Annotated in this window: 15 protein-coding genes; 13 read left to right on the top strand and 2 right to left on the bottom strand. The window is 55.3% G+C overall.

Annotated elements, in window-relative coordinates; genetic code table 11:
• Window positions 1-3 precede the first annotated feature (3 nt).
• Genes Q354_RS0112035 through Q354_RS28465 form a run of 3 tightly spaced genes read left to right on the top strand, consistent with a single transcriptional unit; the run spans window position 4 to window position 2,480 of the window.
• Window positions 4-792 carry a ParA family protein gene (locus Q354_RS0112035; RefSeq protein WP_027857817.1) on the top strand — a complete coding sequence of 263 codons (789 nt, stop codon included), beginning with the start codon at window positions 4-6 and terminating at the stop codon, window positions 790-792.
• Window positions 789-2,012: a chemotaxis protein CheW gene (locus Q354_RS0112030; protein WP_027857816.1), complete on the top strand. Its 1,224-nt coding sequence runs from the start codon at window positions 789-791 to the stop codon at window positions 2,010-2,012. The genes Q354_RS0112035 and Q354_RS0112030 overlap by 4 nt, the downstream gene beginning before the upstream one ends.
• 57 nt (window positions 2,013-2,069) lie before the next feature.
• Window positions 2,070-2,480 (top strand): DUF2802 domain-containing protein, encoded by a 411-nt coding sequence (locus Q354_RS28465; RefSeq protein WP_027857815.1) that lies wholly within the window; start codon window positions 2,070-2,072, stop codon window positions 2,478-2,480.
• 2 nt (window positions 2,481-2,482) lie between these two features.
• On the opposite strand, the gene Q354_RS0112020 is transcribed toward Q354_RS28465, so the two are convergent.
• Both Q354_RS0112020 and Q354_RS28460 read right to left on the bottom strand, forming a co-directional pair.
• Window positions 2,483-2,755 (bottom strand): EscU/YscU/HrcU family type III secretion system export apparatus switch protein, encoded by a 273-nt coding sequence (locus tag Q354_RS0112020; RefSeq protein ID WP_027857814.1) that lies wholly within the window; start codon window positions 2,753-2,755, stop codon window positions 2,483-2,485.
• Between the two features lie 16 nt (window positions 2,756-2,771).
• Window positions 2,772-3,977, bottom strand: a complete 1,206-nt coding sequence (locus Q354_RS28460; RefSeq protein ID WP_169828885.1) for a flagellar hook-length control protein FliK — start codon at window positions 3,975-3,977, stop codon at window positions 2,772-2,774.
• A gap of 1,450 nt (window positions 3,978-5,427) precedes the next feature.
• On the opposite strand from Q354_RS28460, the gene ccmA reads away from it, so the two are divergent.
• The 10 genes from ccmA to zipA all read left to right on the top strand — a co-directional run bounded on the left by ccmA (window position 5,428) and on the right by zipA (window position 14,215).
• Window positions 5,428-6,063, top strand: coding sequence for a cytochrome c biogenesis heme-transporting ATPase CcmA (gene ccmA, locus Q354_RS0112005; RefSeq protein WP_027857812.1), 636 nt, complete (start codon window positions 5,428-5,430; stop codon window positions 6,061-6,063).
• Window positions 6,063-6,782, top strand: a complete 720-nt coding sequence (ccmB, locus tag Q354_RS0112000) for a heme exporter protein CcmB (RefSeq protein ID WP_051560090.1) — start codon at window positions 6,063-6,065, stop codon at window positions 6,780-6,782. Before ccmA ends, ccmB begins: the two co-directional genes overlap by 1 nt.
• Before the next feature lie 10 nt (window positions 6,783-6,792).
• A complete protein-coding gene (locus Q354_RS0111995; RefSeq protein WP_281174725.1) occupies window positions 6,793-7,551 on the top strand; it encodes a heme ABC transporter permease in 759 nt (252 codons plus the stop codon).
• A gap of 6 nt (window positions 7,552-7,557) precedes the next feature.
• Window positions 7,558-7,737: a heme exporter protein CcmD gene (ccmD, locus tag Q354_RS0111990; RefSeq protein WP_027857809.1), complete on the top strand. Its 180-nt coding sequence runs from the start codon at window positions 7,558-7,560 to the stop codon at window positions 7,735-7,737.
• Entirely contained in the window at window positions 7,734-8,195 is a 462-nt protein-coding gene (gene ccmE, locus Q354_RS0111985) for a cytochrome c maturation protein CcmE (RefSeq protein WP_027857808.1), read from the top strand. Before ccmD ends, ccmE begins: the two co-directional genes overlap by 4 nt.
• Window positions 8,192-10,147 carry a heme lyase CcmF/NrfE family subunit gene (locus Q354_RS0111980; RefSeq protein WP_027857807.1) on the top strand — a complete coding sequence of 652 codons (1,956 nt, stop codon included), beginning with the start codon at window positions 8,192-8,194 and terminating at the stop codon, window positions 10,145-10,147. The genes ccmE and Q354_RS0111980 overlap by 4 nt, the downstream gene beginning before the upstream one ends.
• A gap of 11 nt (window positions 10,148-10,158) precedes the next feature.
• Complete coding sequence (locus Q354_RS0111975; protein ID WP_027857806.1) at window positions 10,159-10,710, top strand: DsbE family thiol:disulfide interchange protein; 552 nt, start codon at window positions 10,159-10,161, stop codon at window positions 10,708-10,710.
• Entirely contained in the window at window positions 10,707-11,189 is a 483-nt protein-coding gene (locus tag Q354_RS0111970; RefSeq protein ID WP_027857805.1) for a cytochrome c-type biogenesis protein, read from the top strand. Before Q354_RS0111975 ends, Q354_RS0111970 begins: the two co-directional genes overlap by 4 nt.
• Window positions 11,186-12,427 (top strand): c-type cytochrome biogenesis protein CcmI, encoded by a 1,242-nt coding sequence (gene ccmI, locus Q354_RS0111965; RefSeq protein ID WP_027857804.1) that lies wholly within the window; start codon window positions 11,186-11,188, stop codon window positions 12,425-12,427. Before Q354_RS0111970 ends, ccmI begins: the two co-directional genes overlap by 4 nt.
• Window positions 12,428-12,490: 63 nt before the next feature.
• Entirely contained in the window at window positions 12,491-14,215 is a 1,725-nt protein-coding gene (zipA, locus tag Q354_RS0111960; protein WP_027857803.1) for a cell division protein ZipA, read from the top strand.
• The last annotated feature ends 33 nt before the right edge of the window (window positions 14,216-14,248 follow it).

Below are 14,248 nucleotides of genomic sequence, written 5' to 3'. Positions count from 1 at the left end.
GCTATGCAGGTTTGGGCGGTTGCTAACCAGAAAGGGGGGGTTGGCAAAACAACAACGGTAGTTACCCTTGCCGGCCTCCTGGCGGAAGTCGGCTATCGGGTACTGCTGATAGATCTGGATCCACATGGCTCGCTGACCAGTTATTTCGGTTATGACCCGGATGAGCTGGATAACAGCGTATATGATCTGTTCGCAGGCGACGGAGCAGTGGATGCAGCACTGGTAAATAGTCTGCTAAAGAGTAGCAGCCATGAAAAAATCACCCTGATTCCGGCATCAACAGCCCTTGCGACCCTTGAACGCAAGGCCGTCGGTCAGGAAGGCATGGGGCTGCAGATTGCCAAGGCGTTACGTCATGTGCGTCAGCAATATGATTTCGTACTGATTGACAGCCCGCCGGTCCTCGGTGTGTTAATGGTGAATGCACTGGCGGCCTGCCAGCAGCTATTGGTGCCTGTACAGACCGAATTCCTTGCCCTTAAAGGCCTGGAACGGATGGTGCGGACGATAAATATGATTAACCGTGCCCGGCAGAGAAAACTGAGCTTTACTATTATCCCGACCTTTTATGACCGTCGGACGCAAGCCTCGGTGCAGAGCCTGCGGGAATTGCATAATCGCTATGCTGAAAATATATCCAGTGCGGTGATTCCTGTTGATACCAAGTTCCGCAATGCCAGTATTAAAGGCTTGGTACCTTCTTCAATGGATTCCGGTAGCCGCGGTGTACACGCTTATGCGCGGCTGCTGCGTTCTCTGATGGAAGCGGTTGATGCTGAGGTGGTTGTATGAGTGAAAAGCTTGACCCGAATGCTGAAGACAGCAATGAGGTAATGGGCACGCAAAAGGTCGTTCTGGACTACCTCGAGTCCCTGCTGGCTGAGCCGTTGGAAGCTGATTATGACCTCGGATCCGCCGAATCCCGGGATGCTGAGCTGGAAGAACATCAATCTGATGCCGACAGCTCCGCAAATGAAGCCTGTCCGGCTGCCCCGGATTTACTAGCCGGGCAGGAGAGCGATGCTTCGTATTCGGACAGTGCTGCATCTCCGGATGACGAGGTGGCCTGGGAGCTGCCTGTTTCAGGCGGGTCAGAAGCAGAGGCCGCACTTGAGGATTTCGTTGCTGCAGAGCCTATTACTGACGATGAGGTTACAGGCCTGGCTGAGTCAGTATCCGGCGATGACCTGCTGCCAGATAATGCGGACCTGGCGATAGATCTTCCAGTTGCTTCCGGTGATGTGCTGGAGCAATCGTTTGATATGGCATCTGTCGAGAGTGATCTGCTGTCAGAGGCAACTGTCGAACGTGAAGATGAAGTGGAGTTGGTTGAGGTTGAGTTCGGCGCAGAGGCTGACAGCATTATCTTAGAAGAAATGCCATTGCAGCTGCAGCCAGATCTTGATCCGCCTGCCTTTCTGGATACTGTTCCGCCAGAGCCAGAGCCAGAGCCAGAGCCAGAGCCAGAGCCAGAGCCAGAGCCAGAGCCAGAGCCAGAGCCAGAGCCGCCCGTCGCTGTGTCTACGCCTGAGGCTTCCACTGAGGCAGTTGAATCGTTGCCAGTGCCTGAGTCAGTATTGGCGATGGGAGAGGAGATCAATTGTGTTCTGGTGCGGATGCATGGGTTGAGTCTGGCGCTGCCGTTTGATGATATCGAGGGCACCTTACATATGACCTCGACCTCTATGCGGCTGGATCACCACCACGACTGGATTTTGGGACACTTCGGTGCTGCGATGGGGGAGACCAGTGTTGTCGATACCGCTATGTGGCTGATTCCCGAACGTTATGATCCTGAGCGGGCGCGTTATGACGAGTTGCTGATTCTGCAGGGACGTCACTGGGCACTCGCCTGTGACGAGCTAGTGAAATCAGTGCGCATACCGGTAAGGGAAGTAACCTGGTCTACCGATCGACAGAAACGCCCCTGGCTGAAAGGTACCTATATGGCCGAGCGGTGCGCACTGGTGGATGTCAAAAAATTGACAGAGATGTTCAATGCCGCTTACTGATAGTATTAGCCATTTGGTTATTCCGTGGGCACCTGGCCCGCTGATCTGAGGTCGAGTGTGAGCGAAGGTATATATCTGTTGGTATCTGCTCTGTCTGTGGTGACATTAATCGCAGTGTTCTGCTGTTTTATTCTGTTCCGGCGCCTGAGGAAGCATGAGCGACGTTACCAGGCGCTGATTAATGTATTGCGCAACGAAATTCAGGCCATGACCAATGGTTCCATTGGTATGGGGCGGCGTCTGCTCGAAATCGAGCAGAAACTGAATATCACGGCGGAAAAGCAGCTGGAACTGGAAAACCGCGATCCCGGTAATATGGCCTATAACCAGGCAGCCCAACTGATGGAGATGGGCGCAGATGTGGATGATCTGGTTAAGAACTGCGGTATTGGCCGTCCTGAAGCCGAGCTGATGGCTCTCTTGCATAACGAATTGAGTTCGACCGAAGCGCTGGGGCACAAACGTTAACCTTATTGCGGTGTGGTCTGGGACTTCAGGCCATAGGCAAAGGCGATCACCTCGGCGATTGCCAGATACAGACTTTCCGGTATCTCTTCCCCCAGTTCCAGTCTGACCAGGACTTCGACCAGTTCTGGTGAATGGTGCAGAAAAATTTCGTTTTCCTCGGCTAGTCGAATGATCTGCTCGGCTATCTCCCCCTGGCCCTTTGCGACGACCAGCGGCGCTCGCTGTTGCTGGTGCTTGTAACTCAGTGCGACGGCTTTCTTGTTCTCGTACTTCATCTATCGGCTTACTTCATCAGGTGCGCAGGTCGATTAGTTGCTTCTGAACCGGCGCTTGTTTTTCCGGGGCGCTGCCATGATGGCACTGAAGCTCAGCCTCAGTATATCCCTGTTGCAGCAGGCGTTGGTTAAACTCATCAAGACGTTGCTGAAGCTTCAGGTAGGTGCTTTGTTTGTTGCACCAGAACTGGGTGCTTAACTGATCATTCTCCCGCAGGCGGATCTCCGCATCGACACTACCATCTTCTTGCAAATCAAAGTGCAGGCGTACCCGCCACTGAGGTTTCAGTTCCTCGCCGTGATGGGCCTGGGCTTCATGACTGATCTTCAGTTCTACATTTTCCAGTTTATTCTGAAAATGCACCGGAATATCCAGTTGCAGAACTCGTTCAAACTGGCCGTCGGGCTGTTCCTTTCGCTGTTGCAGGGCCTGAATCTGTTGCCCGGTGATTCTGGCCTTAATGCCCTGGACAAGTTGATCCAGCCGGTTGGCTTCTGCTTCCGGTAACTGCTTTGAAAGTTGCTGTAATATCGACAGCTGGGATTTCATATCCTGGCTATTGGTTTGATGGGTCTTTGCGAGCTGATTTTCGGTCTGGTGTCCACCCAGCTCTATATTCTGCTGAATAATCGATGGACTGCGTTGCGCGGGCTTAAAGCCAAAAAGCTGCAGCATCGATCGTACCACGGAGCTTACCGGACTGTTTTGAGGCTCTGTTGCAAAATGATTGAGCTGTGTCAGGGCGTTACCTAACGATATTTGTTGAGGTAACGCCTGCCGTAAGGAGGACTGAATTTCGAGCTGATCCAGTGCGGACATAGTGGTTGCAGAGGACGCTTGCAGTACTTTTGAAACGACCGACCCGTCCGGCTGTAGATTAAATTGCAGCTGACTGCCCTGCGGCAGTGGCTTGTCGCTCTGCAGCTGAATATTACTGCCGTTATTCAGTGCCAGCTGAAGCTGGAAGGTGGTATTCCTTACCGCTGGTGGCGGCTGGCTGACCACAGAGGTAAGGGGCGCTGCGGTCGGCAGCGATTTTGAGTCAGCAGTTGAGGCGGTTGCGGCTGGCGTGCCTTCTTTCCCGCCAACGGGTGTCGATGGTCCGGGCTGGGGTAGCACACCGCGACTGTTGCTCTGGCTTTCCGGTGATGGTCTGGAAGCTGCGGTACCTGCGACCGTTTGGGGGGGCGCTGGTTCACGGACAGGGGGCATTGTGGACATTGCATCACGGGCTGTTGTCGCAGTTGTGGCTGTGGTCTGAGGTGCTGATGAGGCTGAAGCCTGGTTTGCCGATGCCGATGCCGCGATTGACGGCACTGTCCCGGTTTTCGATCCCGTCCCGGTCTGTTGAGCTTGGCCGGGTGCTTGCAAGACCTGGGCCGATGTAGACTGATTTGAACCCGGAGTCTGGGGCGGTGTCGGGGAGGAAGTGGTTGCCGGAATAGCTCCCCTGTCTTGAGCCACGCTACCGCTGGCTGTCGTGGCCTTGGGCTGATCGGGCGGTGGGGCAGCCGTCGAGGGAGGGGGCACCGGCGTACTGCGGGATTTAGGATGGCTGGTCTGAGCCTGTTGTGCTCCAGTCGAGGCAGGCGGGTTGGTCTGGCCTTGATTTCCCTGCGGTGAGTTTGAGCTGGAGGTTCCCGAAATGGCCGGCGCGGCGCGCTCGGGTTGTCCGACGGCAGCAGGAGTCGGAGCTGATGGTGTGCTACCGGCTGTTGCAGGAGGAGTGTTTGGCGTTGCGGCCGGCGATGTCGGTCGGGCGGCTTGCTTCGCAGCCTGCGTCTGAAGGGGCGTTATTGTCGCAGCGGGACCCTGGGTGGCTGGTTGTGGCGTCTGGACGCCTGGGCCATTGTTTACGGACGCTTGCTGGGCATTTACTCCGGATGTCGGGCTTTGTGCAGAACCCTGTATGCTTGTGGCTGTAGCGGCGAGAGCGGGCGCCGATCTGGAAGCAGTCTGATCGCCTGCCGGGGCACGCTGCGATGGATGGGACTGAGGCGGTGAAGCCGGGGAGGCGGACTTGGATTTAGCCGCCTGGCTGCTGATGACAACGGCGCTGACCGCCCCGCTGGCGGTATGCCTGAAGGCATTATTCAACGCCTCCCTGGCAGCCGGCGGGAGCTTCAGCTGAATGCTGTTCTGTTTGTCTGCGCTGGTGTTGACGGCTGCGGGCTGAACTGCTCGATTCGCTTCAGGGGCTGGCCGGGGCTGCTGGGGGGCTGATGCCTTGCTGCTGTTTTCCAGCAGGGTGAGCAGGATCTGACCGCTGGCCTGGCGGTTAAGTGTAACTTGCTGCCCCGCCTGTAGCTGTTGTGGCAGACGGATCTCCAGCAACTGATTCTGTAGCTGCAGCTTTACCCGGCTGACATCGGGTGATTGTGAGGGCTGGCTGCTGACTACGCTGGCTTTTACCGTTTTATCCCGCGGGAGCAGGGAATCAAGAGCGGCACTGTCACTTTGTTTGGACGTCTGAACCTGAACGGGGATGGAAAGAGTGCTGATCATGATATAGCCCCGTTAGTTTGGCTGACGTTTATGAACCGAGTTGTATATAATCTACCGCTTATTTATCGGCGGCAGATAGGAAAAGTATACCGCGACCCGACTGAAGTCGCTCCGGTAGCCGTCTGTTACATATCACCAGCGCTGACTGGTATAAGGTGAAGTGGTTTTGTCTGACCCGTTAATGATCGTTGAAAACCTGTATTGCGAGCGCGATGACCGGGTTCTGTTCGAGGATTTAGGTTTCTCACTGATGAAGGGTGAGGTGTTACAGATCGAAGGGCAGAATGGCAGCGGAAAAACCACGCTACTGCGAATTCTGGCCGGCCTCTCCAGTCATTTTGAAGGTGATATCTACTGGCGTGGCCTGCCTCTTATGGATGTTCAGGACGACTTTCGCCGCGATATGCTGTATTTCGGACATCAGCCGGGTGTGAAGGCCATGCTTTCCCCGGAAGAGAATCTGCGGTGGTACGCGGCAATGCACCCGGCTATCGATCTGGATCGGATGGCGACCGCGCTGGATGCAGTTGGCTTGAACGGTTATGAGGATGTGCCTTGCCACTCCCTGTCAGCGGGCCAGCATCGCCGGGTTAGTCTGGCACGGCTGTATATGACTGCAGCCCCTCTGTGGATTCTCGATGAACCCTTTACCGCCATTGATAAGGCCGGCGTTGCCAAGCAGGAGATGCTGATCCAGCGACATGCAGAGTTGGGCGGAAGCGTTATCCTGACAACCCATCATGAACTCCACCTCGGCAGCCATATGCGTCGAATTAACCTTGATCAATTGGCGGGAACTTAATGGCTGATACCCTGACTAAAGAGCCGGATTATAGTGCCGGAAGGTCTGTAGGAAGCTTGTATTGGGCGGTATTGCGTCGAGAGTTGTTACTGTTTTTTCGCCGTCGCAGTGATCTGCTCAATCCTCTGGTGTTTTTTCTGCTGGTCGCATCTTTGTTTCCCCTGGGAGTCAGTCCGGACCCGACTTTCCTTGCCCAGGTAGCGCCGGGTGTGGTCTGGGTCGCGGCTTTACTTTCGACGCTGTTGTCGATGGATGGGCTTTTCCGGTCGGATTTTGACGACGGCACATTGGAGCAGACCTTGCTCAGCCCGCAACCGATGTTTGTGGTCGGACTGGCCAAGGTGTCGGCCCACTGGATAATGACCGGCCTGCCTTTGACGCTGCTGGCACCGCTGATTGCCGTGATGCTGTTTTTGCCGGCAGACGGGATGGCCGGGCTGGTGCTGACTTTACTGTTGGGCACGCCAACACTGAGCCTGATCGGTGCGATTGGGGCGGCATTAACGGTCGGGTTACGTAAAGGCGGTGTACTATTGTCGTTACTGGTTTTACCGCTTTATGTCCCGGTGCTTATTTTTGGCTCCAGTGCGGTACAGGCTGCGATTAATGGCTTGCCGGTGAGTGGTCATCTCGCGTTACTGGGCGCGATGCTGGCACTGGGTGTGGTGATGGCTCCGCTGGCGATCGGGGCTGCATTAAGAATTTCTGTGAGTGGGTGAGCAAAGAGCTATGTCAGGTCAGAAAAAATGGATGCCACGCTGGTTTTATCAACTGGCGTCGCCGCGTTGGTGTTACGACATTACCGGTAAGCTGTTACCGGGTTTTGTTATCGCCGCCCTTCTGCTATTGGGAGTCGGGACTGTCTGGGCGCTGCTGTTTGCTCCGGCTGATTATCAGCAAGGCAACAGCTTTCGAATCATTTATATTCACGTGCCCGCCGCAATTCTGGCCCAGTCCTGTTACATGATGATGGCGGTAGCCGGTGCCATTGGTCTGATCTGGAAGATGAAAGTTGCTGATATGGTGGCGAAAAGCTGCGCACCTATCGGTGTCAGTGTTGCCTTGCTGGCGCTGGCAACCGGCGCGATCTGGGGTAAGCCGACCTGGGGTTCATGGTGGGTCTGGGATGCGCGTCTGACATCAATGCTTATCCTGCTGTTCCTCTACCTGGGGGTTATCGCACTGCATTCTGCCATCGAAAATGAAGTGACTGCTGCACAGTCAGCGGCTGTCCTGTCCTTAGTGGGACTGGTGAATATCCCGATCATCAAATACTCGGTGGAGTGGTGGAACACACTGCATCAGCCAGCTACGTTCACCCTGACCGAACGGCCAGCGATGCCGGCTGAAATGTGGGTACCGCTGCTGGTGATGGTGATCGGCTTCTACTGTTTCTTTGCCGTGTCGCTGATGTTAAGAATTCGTAACGAGATCCTACACCGTGAACGTCGTGCAGGCTGGGTCCGTCAGATGATCGGTGGGGAGTAAGTTGCTATGAGCTTTAACAGTTTTTCAGAATTTCTGGCTATGGATGGGCATGGTCTCTATGTCTGGCTGAGCTATGCCATCGCTGCCACTATCGTAACGATTAATCTTGTAAGTCCTCTGCTGCGTAAAAAGCAGCTCAAAGCTGAGTTGCTGCGCCGCCTGCGTCGGGAGAAAAAGGCCGTATGAATCCTAAGCGTAAACAACGTTTGATGATTGTGCTGTTTATTGTGTTCGGAGTCGGCATTGCCGTCGGCCTGACCATGTATGCACTGAGTCAGAATATCAACCTGTTTTACTCCCCTACCCAGATTGCTGAGGGTGAGGCTCCGGAGAAGGCACGTATCCGTGCCGGCGGCATGGTCGTTGAAGGCAGTGTGAAGAGGGATCCTGAAAGCCTGAGAGTCAGCTTTGCGCTGACCGACTATCAAGAAACGGTCGATGTTGAATATACCGGTATTCTGCCGGATCTGTTCCGTGAGGGACAGGGGATTGTGGCTCAGGGATCGCTGGATAACCGGGGAGTATTTCAGGCGGTAGAAGTGCTGGCGAAGCACGATGAGAACTATATGCCTCCAGAAGTTGCGGATGCGCTGGAGAAGTCCGGCCAGATGCCAATGCCTTCCGCTGAGGAGTTTAATAAATGATACCTGAACTAGGTGAGTACTCACTGATACTGGCACTCTGCATGGCCTCGCTGCTGGCGGTTGTGCCATTGTTCGGTGCTGCGACCGGTCATCGCCTCTGGATGGGCTACGCCAGGCCGCTGTCGCAGGGTATGTTTCTGTTTCTGATGATCAGCATCCTCTGCCTGGGCTATGCCTTCGTGACAGATGATTTCTCGGTTAAATATGTGGCCTCAAACTCCAATACTGCGCTTCCGGTACAGTACAAGATCAGTGCTATCTGGGGTGGCCATGAAGGTTCGTTGTTGCTCTGGGTGGTAATCCTGGGCGGCTGGACCTACGCGGTTGCAGTGAAAAGCCGAGAGCTGCCGCTGGATATCGTTGCCCGGGTGCTGGGTGTGATGGGGCTGGTTTCTGTTGGCTTTATCCTCTTTACGCTGCTGACCTCCAGCCCGTTTGAGCGATACCTGCCGAACTTCCCCAATGAAGGTGGTGACCTGAACCCGCTGCTGCAGGATATTGGTCTGATCCTTCATCCTCCAATGCTCTACATGGGTTATGTGGGCTTTTCCGTTGCCTTTGCATTTGCGATAGCAGCCTTGCTGAGCGGCCGCCTTGATGCCGCATGGGCGCGCTGGTCCCGTCCCTGGACTACTGTCGCCTGGGCCTTCCTGACCCTGGGTATTGCGCTGGGCAGCTGGTGGGCTTATTACGAACTGGGCTGGGGTGGCTGGTGGTTCTGGGATCCGGTTGAAAACGCCTCATTTATGCCGTGGCTGGTCGGGACTGCGCTGGTGCACAGCCTTGCCGTGACGGAAAAGCGTGGAGTCTTCAAGAGCTGGACAGTACTGCTGGCGATATTTGCGTTCTCGCTGAGCCTGCTGGGGACCTTCCTGGTGCGTTCCGGCGTCCTGACCTCCGTTCATGCCTTTGCGGCTGATCCGGGGCGCGGTTACTTTATCCTTGCCCTGCTGGCCATCACTATTGGTGGTTCGTTGCTGCTCTATGCCATCAAGGCGGTGCATGTGAAAAGTGAGTCCAGTTTTGAGCTGGTATCGCGGGAATCCCTGCTGTTAATGAACAATATTCTGCTGGTCATCGTGGCGATGACGGTATTGCTGGGAACTATCTACCCGCTGCTGATTGATGCACTGGGTATGGGTAAGATTTCCGTTGGCCCGCCGTATTTCAACGCATTGTTTATTCCGTTGATGTCCGGACTGGTGGTGCTGTTGGGTATCGGCGCTATGAGTCGCTGGCGCAAGACCGATCCTAAGTACATTGTGCGCCAGATCTGGCTGCCGGCTGTGCTCAGTATTGTTGCCGGTGCTGCTTTCCCTTATATCTATGACGGGGCGTTCGATCTGAATACCGCGCTGGGAATGATGCTGGCATTCTGGATTCTTTTCGTGGGATTGCGTGACCTGAGCAATAAAGTCGCGAATAAGGCCGATAAGATCGGAGGGTTACGGAACCTGTCCCGTAGCTATTACGCCATGGTGCTGGCACATATCGGTGTGGCTGTGACCGCTGTGGGAATCTGTATGGTCTCAATCTATACGGAAGAACGGGACCTGCGTATGGCGCCGGGCGATCGGGTGGCATTTAAGCAGTACGAGTTTGTGTTCCAGGGCGCGCATCAGGTGCAGGGACCTAACTATCGCTCTGATATGGGTACGGTTGTGGTTTATAAGGATGGTGAACTCCAGACCACCCTCTATCCTGAGAAACGCTTTTATCAAGCGCGTGGCAATGTGATGACCGAGGCTGCAATCGATCCGGGCCTGAGCCGAGATCTGTATGTGGCGCTGGGTGAAGCGCTGCCGGATGGTGCCTGGGCTGTGCGGGTCCAGCATAAGCCGTTCGTGCGCTGGTTATGGCTGGGTGGGCTGCTGATGACCTTCGGTGGCCTGCTGGCTGCCAGTGATCCTCGTTATCGAAAAGTAGCCCGCCGTCAGGCCGTTGCCGCCTGAGGAGTTTATACATGCGTCGCGTATTATTGTTTATTCCGCTGGTTATCTTCTTTGCGCTGGGGGTCTTTCTCTGGCGCGGACTGCAGCTGGATCCGACCCACCTGCCGTCGGCTCTGATAGACCGGCCGATGCCTGCGTTCCAGCTGCCTTCGCTGTATGACGAGTCACGTCAGCTGAGTGAGGTCGACCTGAAAGGCAAGCCCGCGTTGCTGAATGTATGGGCGACCTGGTGTCCATCCTGTAAGCAGGAGCATGCCCAGCTGAATCGTATTAAGGATGCCGGATATACGGTCTATGGTGTCAACTATAAGGACGAGCGTGGCAAGGCTAAAGAGTGGCTGAGAAAGTACGATGATCCCTACAGCCTGAATGTCTTCGATCAGGCCGGTACCCTGGGTATCGACCTGGGCGTCTATGGTGCGCCGGAAACTTACGTGCTCGATAGCCAGGGCGTGATTCGTTACAAGCACGTGGGTGTAGTGGATGAGAAGGTCTGGCAGCAGCTGCGCAGTATTATGGATGGACTGGAAACCGGTACTGATATCCAGGCGGGTGCGCAATGAAAAGACTGATTACACTGCTGATCCTTTTATTCCCACTGACTCTGCAGGCGGCGATTGATACCTACGAGTTTCGGGATGAGGAAACCCGTAAACGGTTCCTGGTACTGACCGCCGAGTTGCGCTGTCCTAAATGCCAGAACCAGAACCTGGCGGATTCTAACTCCCCGATAGCTGAAGACCTGCGTGGCGAAGTCTATCGGATGCTGGAAAAGGGTGAGTCGGATACTGACATCATCGATTTTATGGTCGTTCGTTACGGCGAGTTTGTGCTCTACCGGCCGCGCCTGAGCAGCGAAACCTATCTGCTCTGGTATGGCCCGGCCGCGCTGGTTGTGATCGGTGTAGTTGTAGTGCTACTGGTCACCCGCCGACGCCGGAAAAACACCGGTCAGGTAGTTGAGTCTGAGTCGTCAAGCGGCTTGGATGAGGCGGAACAGCAACGCCTCAAGCGTCTTCTCGATCAGGATTCAGATAAATGACAGCTCTTTGGTTAGGAATAGCGCTACTGACAGCGCTGGCTATAGCAATCGTATTCTGGCCCTTCTTGAAGGCCGGACAGAAGCAGCAGGATCAGGCGGATCGTAGGCTGCAGAATATCACCATCTTCCGCGAACGCCAGGAAGAACTGGAGCAGGAAAGACATAACGGTGCACTTGATGACGAAGCCTTCGAAGCACTGAAGCTGGAGCTGGAACGTAACCTGCTGATCGATGCAGAGGATGAGCCGGAAGAAGAGCAGTTTAATGCCCGTACCCGGTCTAATTTGCTGACGGTGACCCTGTTTGCCATGCTGGTGCCGACAATGGCATTGGGCATCTACGCGGAATATGGCCGCTCTGATGATCTCCAGCTGGCGCTGAACAAGCCGGCCGATCCGTTTAACGGCCGCACGCCAAGTCTGGAAGAGGCGGTCGCCAAGCTGGAAGAGGAGCTGCAGCAGCGTCCTGAAAATGCCGAGGGCTGGTATATGCTGTCCAGCACCTACCTCAGTATGGGACGTTACGATGACAGTGTGCAGGGATTTGCCAAAGTACTGGAGTTGCTGCCGAAAACCTCACCTCAGTATAGCGGTGTGATGGGGCAGTATGCCCAGGCGATGTTTTTTGCCAATGGCGGCAAAATGAATGATGCGGTGCGTAAGCAGATCAGCGCGACACTGGCGTTCGAGCCGATGGAAGTGACTGCACTGGGTCTACAGGGGATCGATGCGTTTGAGCAAGCCCGCTACGAAGCTGCAATTCAAAGCTGGAGACTGGCATTGCAGAATGCCGGTGGTGCTGCTGAGGGCTCTCTGCGCTCCGGGATAGAGCGCGCCGTCGCTGCCCTGAAAGCAGAAGGAAAGACCGTACCTGATATGCCGGAACTGGCTGAAGCCCGTATTAAGGTGCATGTAAGCCTGAGCGAAGAACTACAGACCCGGGCAAGCGAAGATCAGGTTGTGTTTGTCTTCGCTCGTCCTGTCGGTGGGCGAATGCCTCTGGCAGCCGCGCGGATTTCCGTCGCAGATCTTCCGCTGGAGCTTACACTGGATGATAGCCAGGCAATGACACCGCAGGCGCGACTCTCCAGCGTGGATGAAGTTGAAGTAACGGCCAAGGTATCTGTTTCCGGCCAGCCGGAGAGCAGCTCCGGGGATCTGGTCGGTAAATTGTCTCCGGTGAGTGTGCGTGGGGATGATAAAACTTTGTCGTTAGTCATTGATCAGGTTGTAGAGTAACGTCCAGACGTTCTATAGTGGCATCAATTTGTGTTGGTAATTGTTTGAGGTTGCGGCTGGGGCATGGAAATCGGTCTGCGAGAATGGTTGGTAATCGGGGGGATAATTCTTATTGCCCTGATTGTGTTGGATGGCTGGCGGCGCATGCGCAGCAACAAAGCGCAGTTGCGGATGAAAATCGACCGGCAGTTGGTGGCGGAATATTCGGAAGAACAGGATGACAGTTATAACCCGGAACTGCCAAATGGTGGTGCCCGGGTAATCGGCGATCATCCTGAGTTTGCCGATGAACGACATCACATCGAGCCAACATTCGATACTGATATCCATCTGGAGTCTGAGGTTTCTTACCCGCGCGCCGAGCGTCAGTACAATACCTCTGAATCGGCGGAGAGGGATATCCAGTCTCCTGCAGATCACTCCGTGCATTATCCAGGTTCTGACAGCAATCACGCTGAGCCAGTGACTGAAGCAGATTCCTATCGGGGGGCGCCGGAACATTTAGATGCTTCGCTGTTGTCGGAAGATAGTCAATCGCCGACAGAAACTGCACCTTCGGTACAGTTCAGCTCAGAGCAACCCCGCGAGGCAGCTCGTCAGTGGGATGATTCGGATCCGCTGTTCTCTGACCCGGGGGCAATGCCGCTTCTGCAGCCGGAACCTTCGCTGAATCCGGCTTTTGAAAGCGACCAATCTGACACTGATCCGACCGCAATGGCTGGCTTTACTGCCTCTGCCCTGGAAAGTCAGGAGCTGGCCCCAGAGCCAGCTACTCCGGGCACCGAGGATAAAACGGATCGCAACAATGATGAGTTTTCGGGCACCGCTGGCATTGTTGATATGGCTGGCGAACCGGATACCGCTGATGACAAGAAGTCTGCCGAGTTCGGCCCGGCACTGACCACTGCCGATGAGGAATTTGACTTTAACCGGCCAATCTCTCAGCTGATGGACGCGTCAGAGACTGACACAACGTCCTGTCAGGATTTTGAGCAACACAGCCTTTTGGCTGAAGACGTTGAAGCCAGCGTACCTAATCCGCCCCTGGAGGAGCAGATGCCTCCTCTGATTACGGACGTGCTGGCCGGGACGGAGGATGTCTCCACAGATAGTCCGGCTGAACCGGGTGTGCCTGAACGCGCAGACGACTCTTTTGAGGAGCTGCCCGGAGGGGACCAGCTATCAGCCGCGCGCCCCGCGCGTCATTCTGTTCCGAGCGAAAAGAGTCCGTCTTCTGCCGACCCAGGTTCTTCAATACCCGGGACCTCAGTGGAGCCGGAGGCTGAAGAGAGATCTGCTGATTCTGTGGCGAGTCCTGCCGGTAAACGCCGCGCGCTCAGCGAAACGCCTGATCCGGAGAATGTACTGGTCATCACCGTGGTCGCCGGTAAAGACCGTCCAATTGGTGGCGCAGTGCTCCACAAGCTGGTTGAAGCCTGTGGTATGCAGCACGGTGATATGGATATCTATCATCGCTTTGAGGATGGTAAAGGTCAGGGCGCGATTCAGTTCAGTATGGCAAACGCGGTCAGTCCGGGCAGCTTCGAGCTTTCCCGACTGGATAGCCTGCAGACCCCTGCCGTCAGCTTTTTTATGTCGATGGAAGAGCCTGACGATGTGATGAATGCCTATGAGTGCATGCTGGCAACGGCGGAAACTGTCGCAAAGCATATGAAGGCAGAGCTGCTGGATGAGAATCGTTCGGTGATGCGTCCGCAAACCAAACAGCATTACCGCCAGCGCATCCGTGACTTTGAGATGCATAAACGCTCACGCCGCCCCGGTTAAGTCTGTTTTCTTGCTGGAGGCTTTTACCTGCCT

It is taken from the genome of Marinobacterium jannaschii DSM 6295 (assembly GCF_000620085.1).
In the GTDB taxonomy this organism is placed as follows: Bacteria; Pseudomonadota; Gammaproteobacteria; order Pseudomonadales; family Balneatricaceae; genus Pontibacterium; species Pontibacterium jannaschii.
The sequence above is the reverse complement of the archived record's forward strand: the minus strand, read 5'-3'. Positions and strand labels throughout refer to the sequence as shown.

What these genes read in the sequence shown, in the direction of transcription:
- Q354_RS0111980 (WP_027857807.1), top strand. Translation starts at nt 8,192, where the DNA reads ATGATACCTGAACTAGGTGAGTACTCACTGATACTGGCACTCTGCATG.
- Q354_RS0112035 (WP_027857817.1), top strand. Translation starts at nt 4, where the DNA reads ATGCAGGTTTGGGCGGTTGCTAACCAGAAAGGGGGGGTTGGCAAAACA.
- ccmI (WP_027857804.1), top strand. Translation starts at nt 11,186, where the DNA reads ATGACAGCTCTTTGGTTAGGAATAGCGCTACTGACAGCGCTGGCTATA.
- Q354_RS0111975 (WP_027857806.1), top strand. Translation starts at nt 10,159, where the DNA reads ATGCGTCGCGTATTATTGTTTATTCCGCTGGTTATCTTCTTTGCGCTG.
- ccmD (WP_027857809.1), top strand. Translation starts at nt 7,558, where the DNA reads ATGAGCTTTAACAGTTTTTCAGAATTTCTGGCTATGGATGGGCATGGT.
- Q354_RS28460 (WP_169828885.1), bottom strand. Translation starts at nt 3,977, where the DNA reads ATGTCCACAATGCCCCCTGTCCGTGAACCAGCGCCCCCCCAAACGGTC.
- Q354_RS0111970 (WP_027857805.1), top strand. Translation starts at nt 10,707, where the DNA reads ATGAAAAGACTGATTACACTGCTGATCCTTTTATTCCCACTGACTCTG.
- ccmB (WP_051560090.1), top strand. Translation starts at nt 6,063, where the DNA reads ATGGCTGATACCCTGACTAAAGAGCCGGATTATAGTGCCGGAAGGTCT.
- Q354_RS0112020 (WP_027857814.1), bottom strand. Translation starts at nt 2,755, where the DNA reads ATGAAGTACGAGAACAAGAAAGCCGTCGCACTGAGTTACAAGCACCAG.
- Q354_RS0112030 (WP_027857816.1), top strand. Translation starts at nt 789, where the DNA reads ATGAGTGAAAAGCTTGACCCGAATGCTGAAGACAGCAATGAGGTAATG.
- Q354_RS0111995 (WP_281174725.1), top strand. Translation starts at nt 6,793, where the DNA reads ATGTCAGGTCAGAAAAAATGGATGCCACGCTGGTTTTATCAACTGGCG.
- zipA (WP_027857803.1), top strand. Translation starts at nt 12,491, where the DNA reads ATGGAAATCGGTCTGCGAGAATGGTTGGTAATCGGGGGGATAATTCTT.
- ccmE (WP_027857808.1), top strand. Translation starts at nt 7,734, where the DNA reads ATGAATCCTAAGCGTAAACAACGTTTGATGATTGTGCTGTTTATTGTG.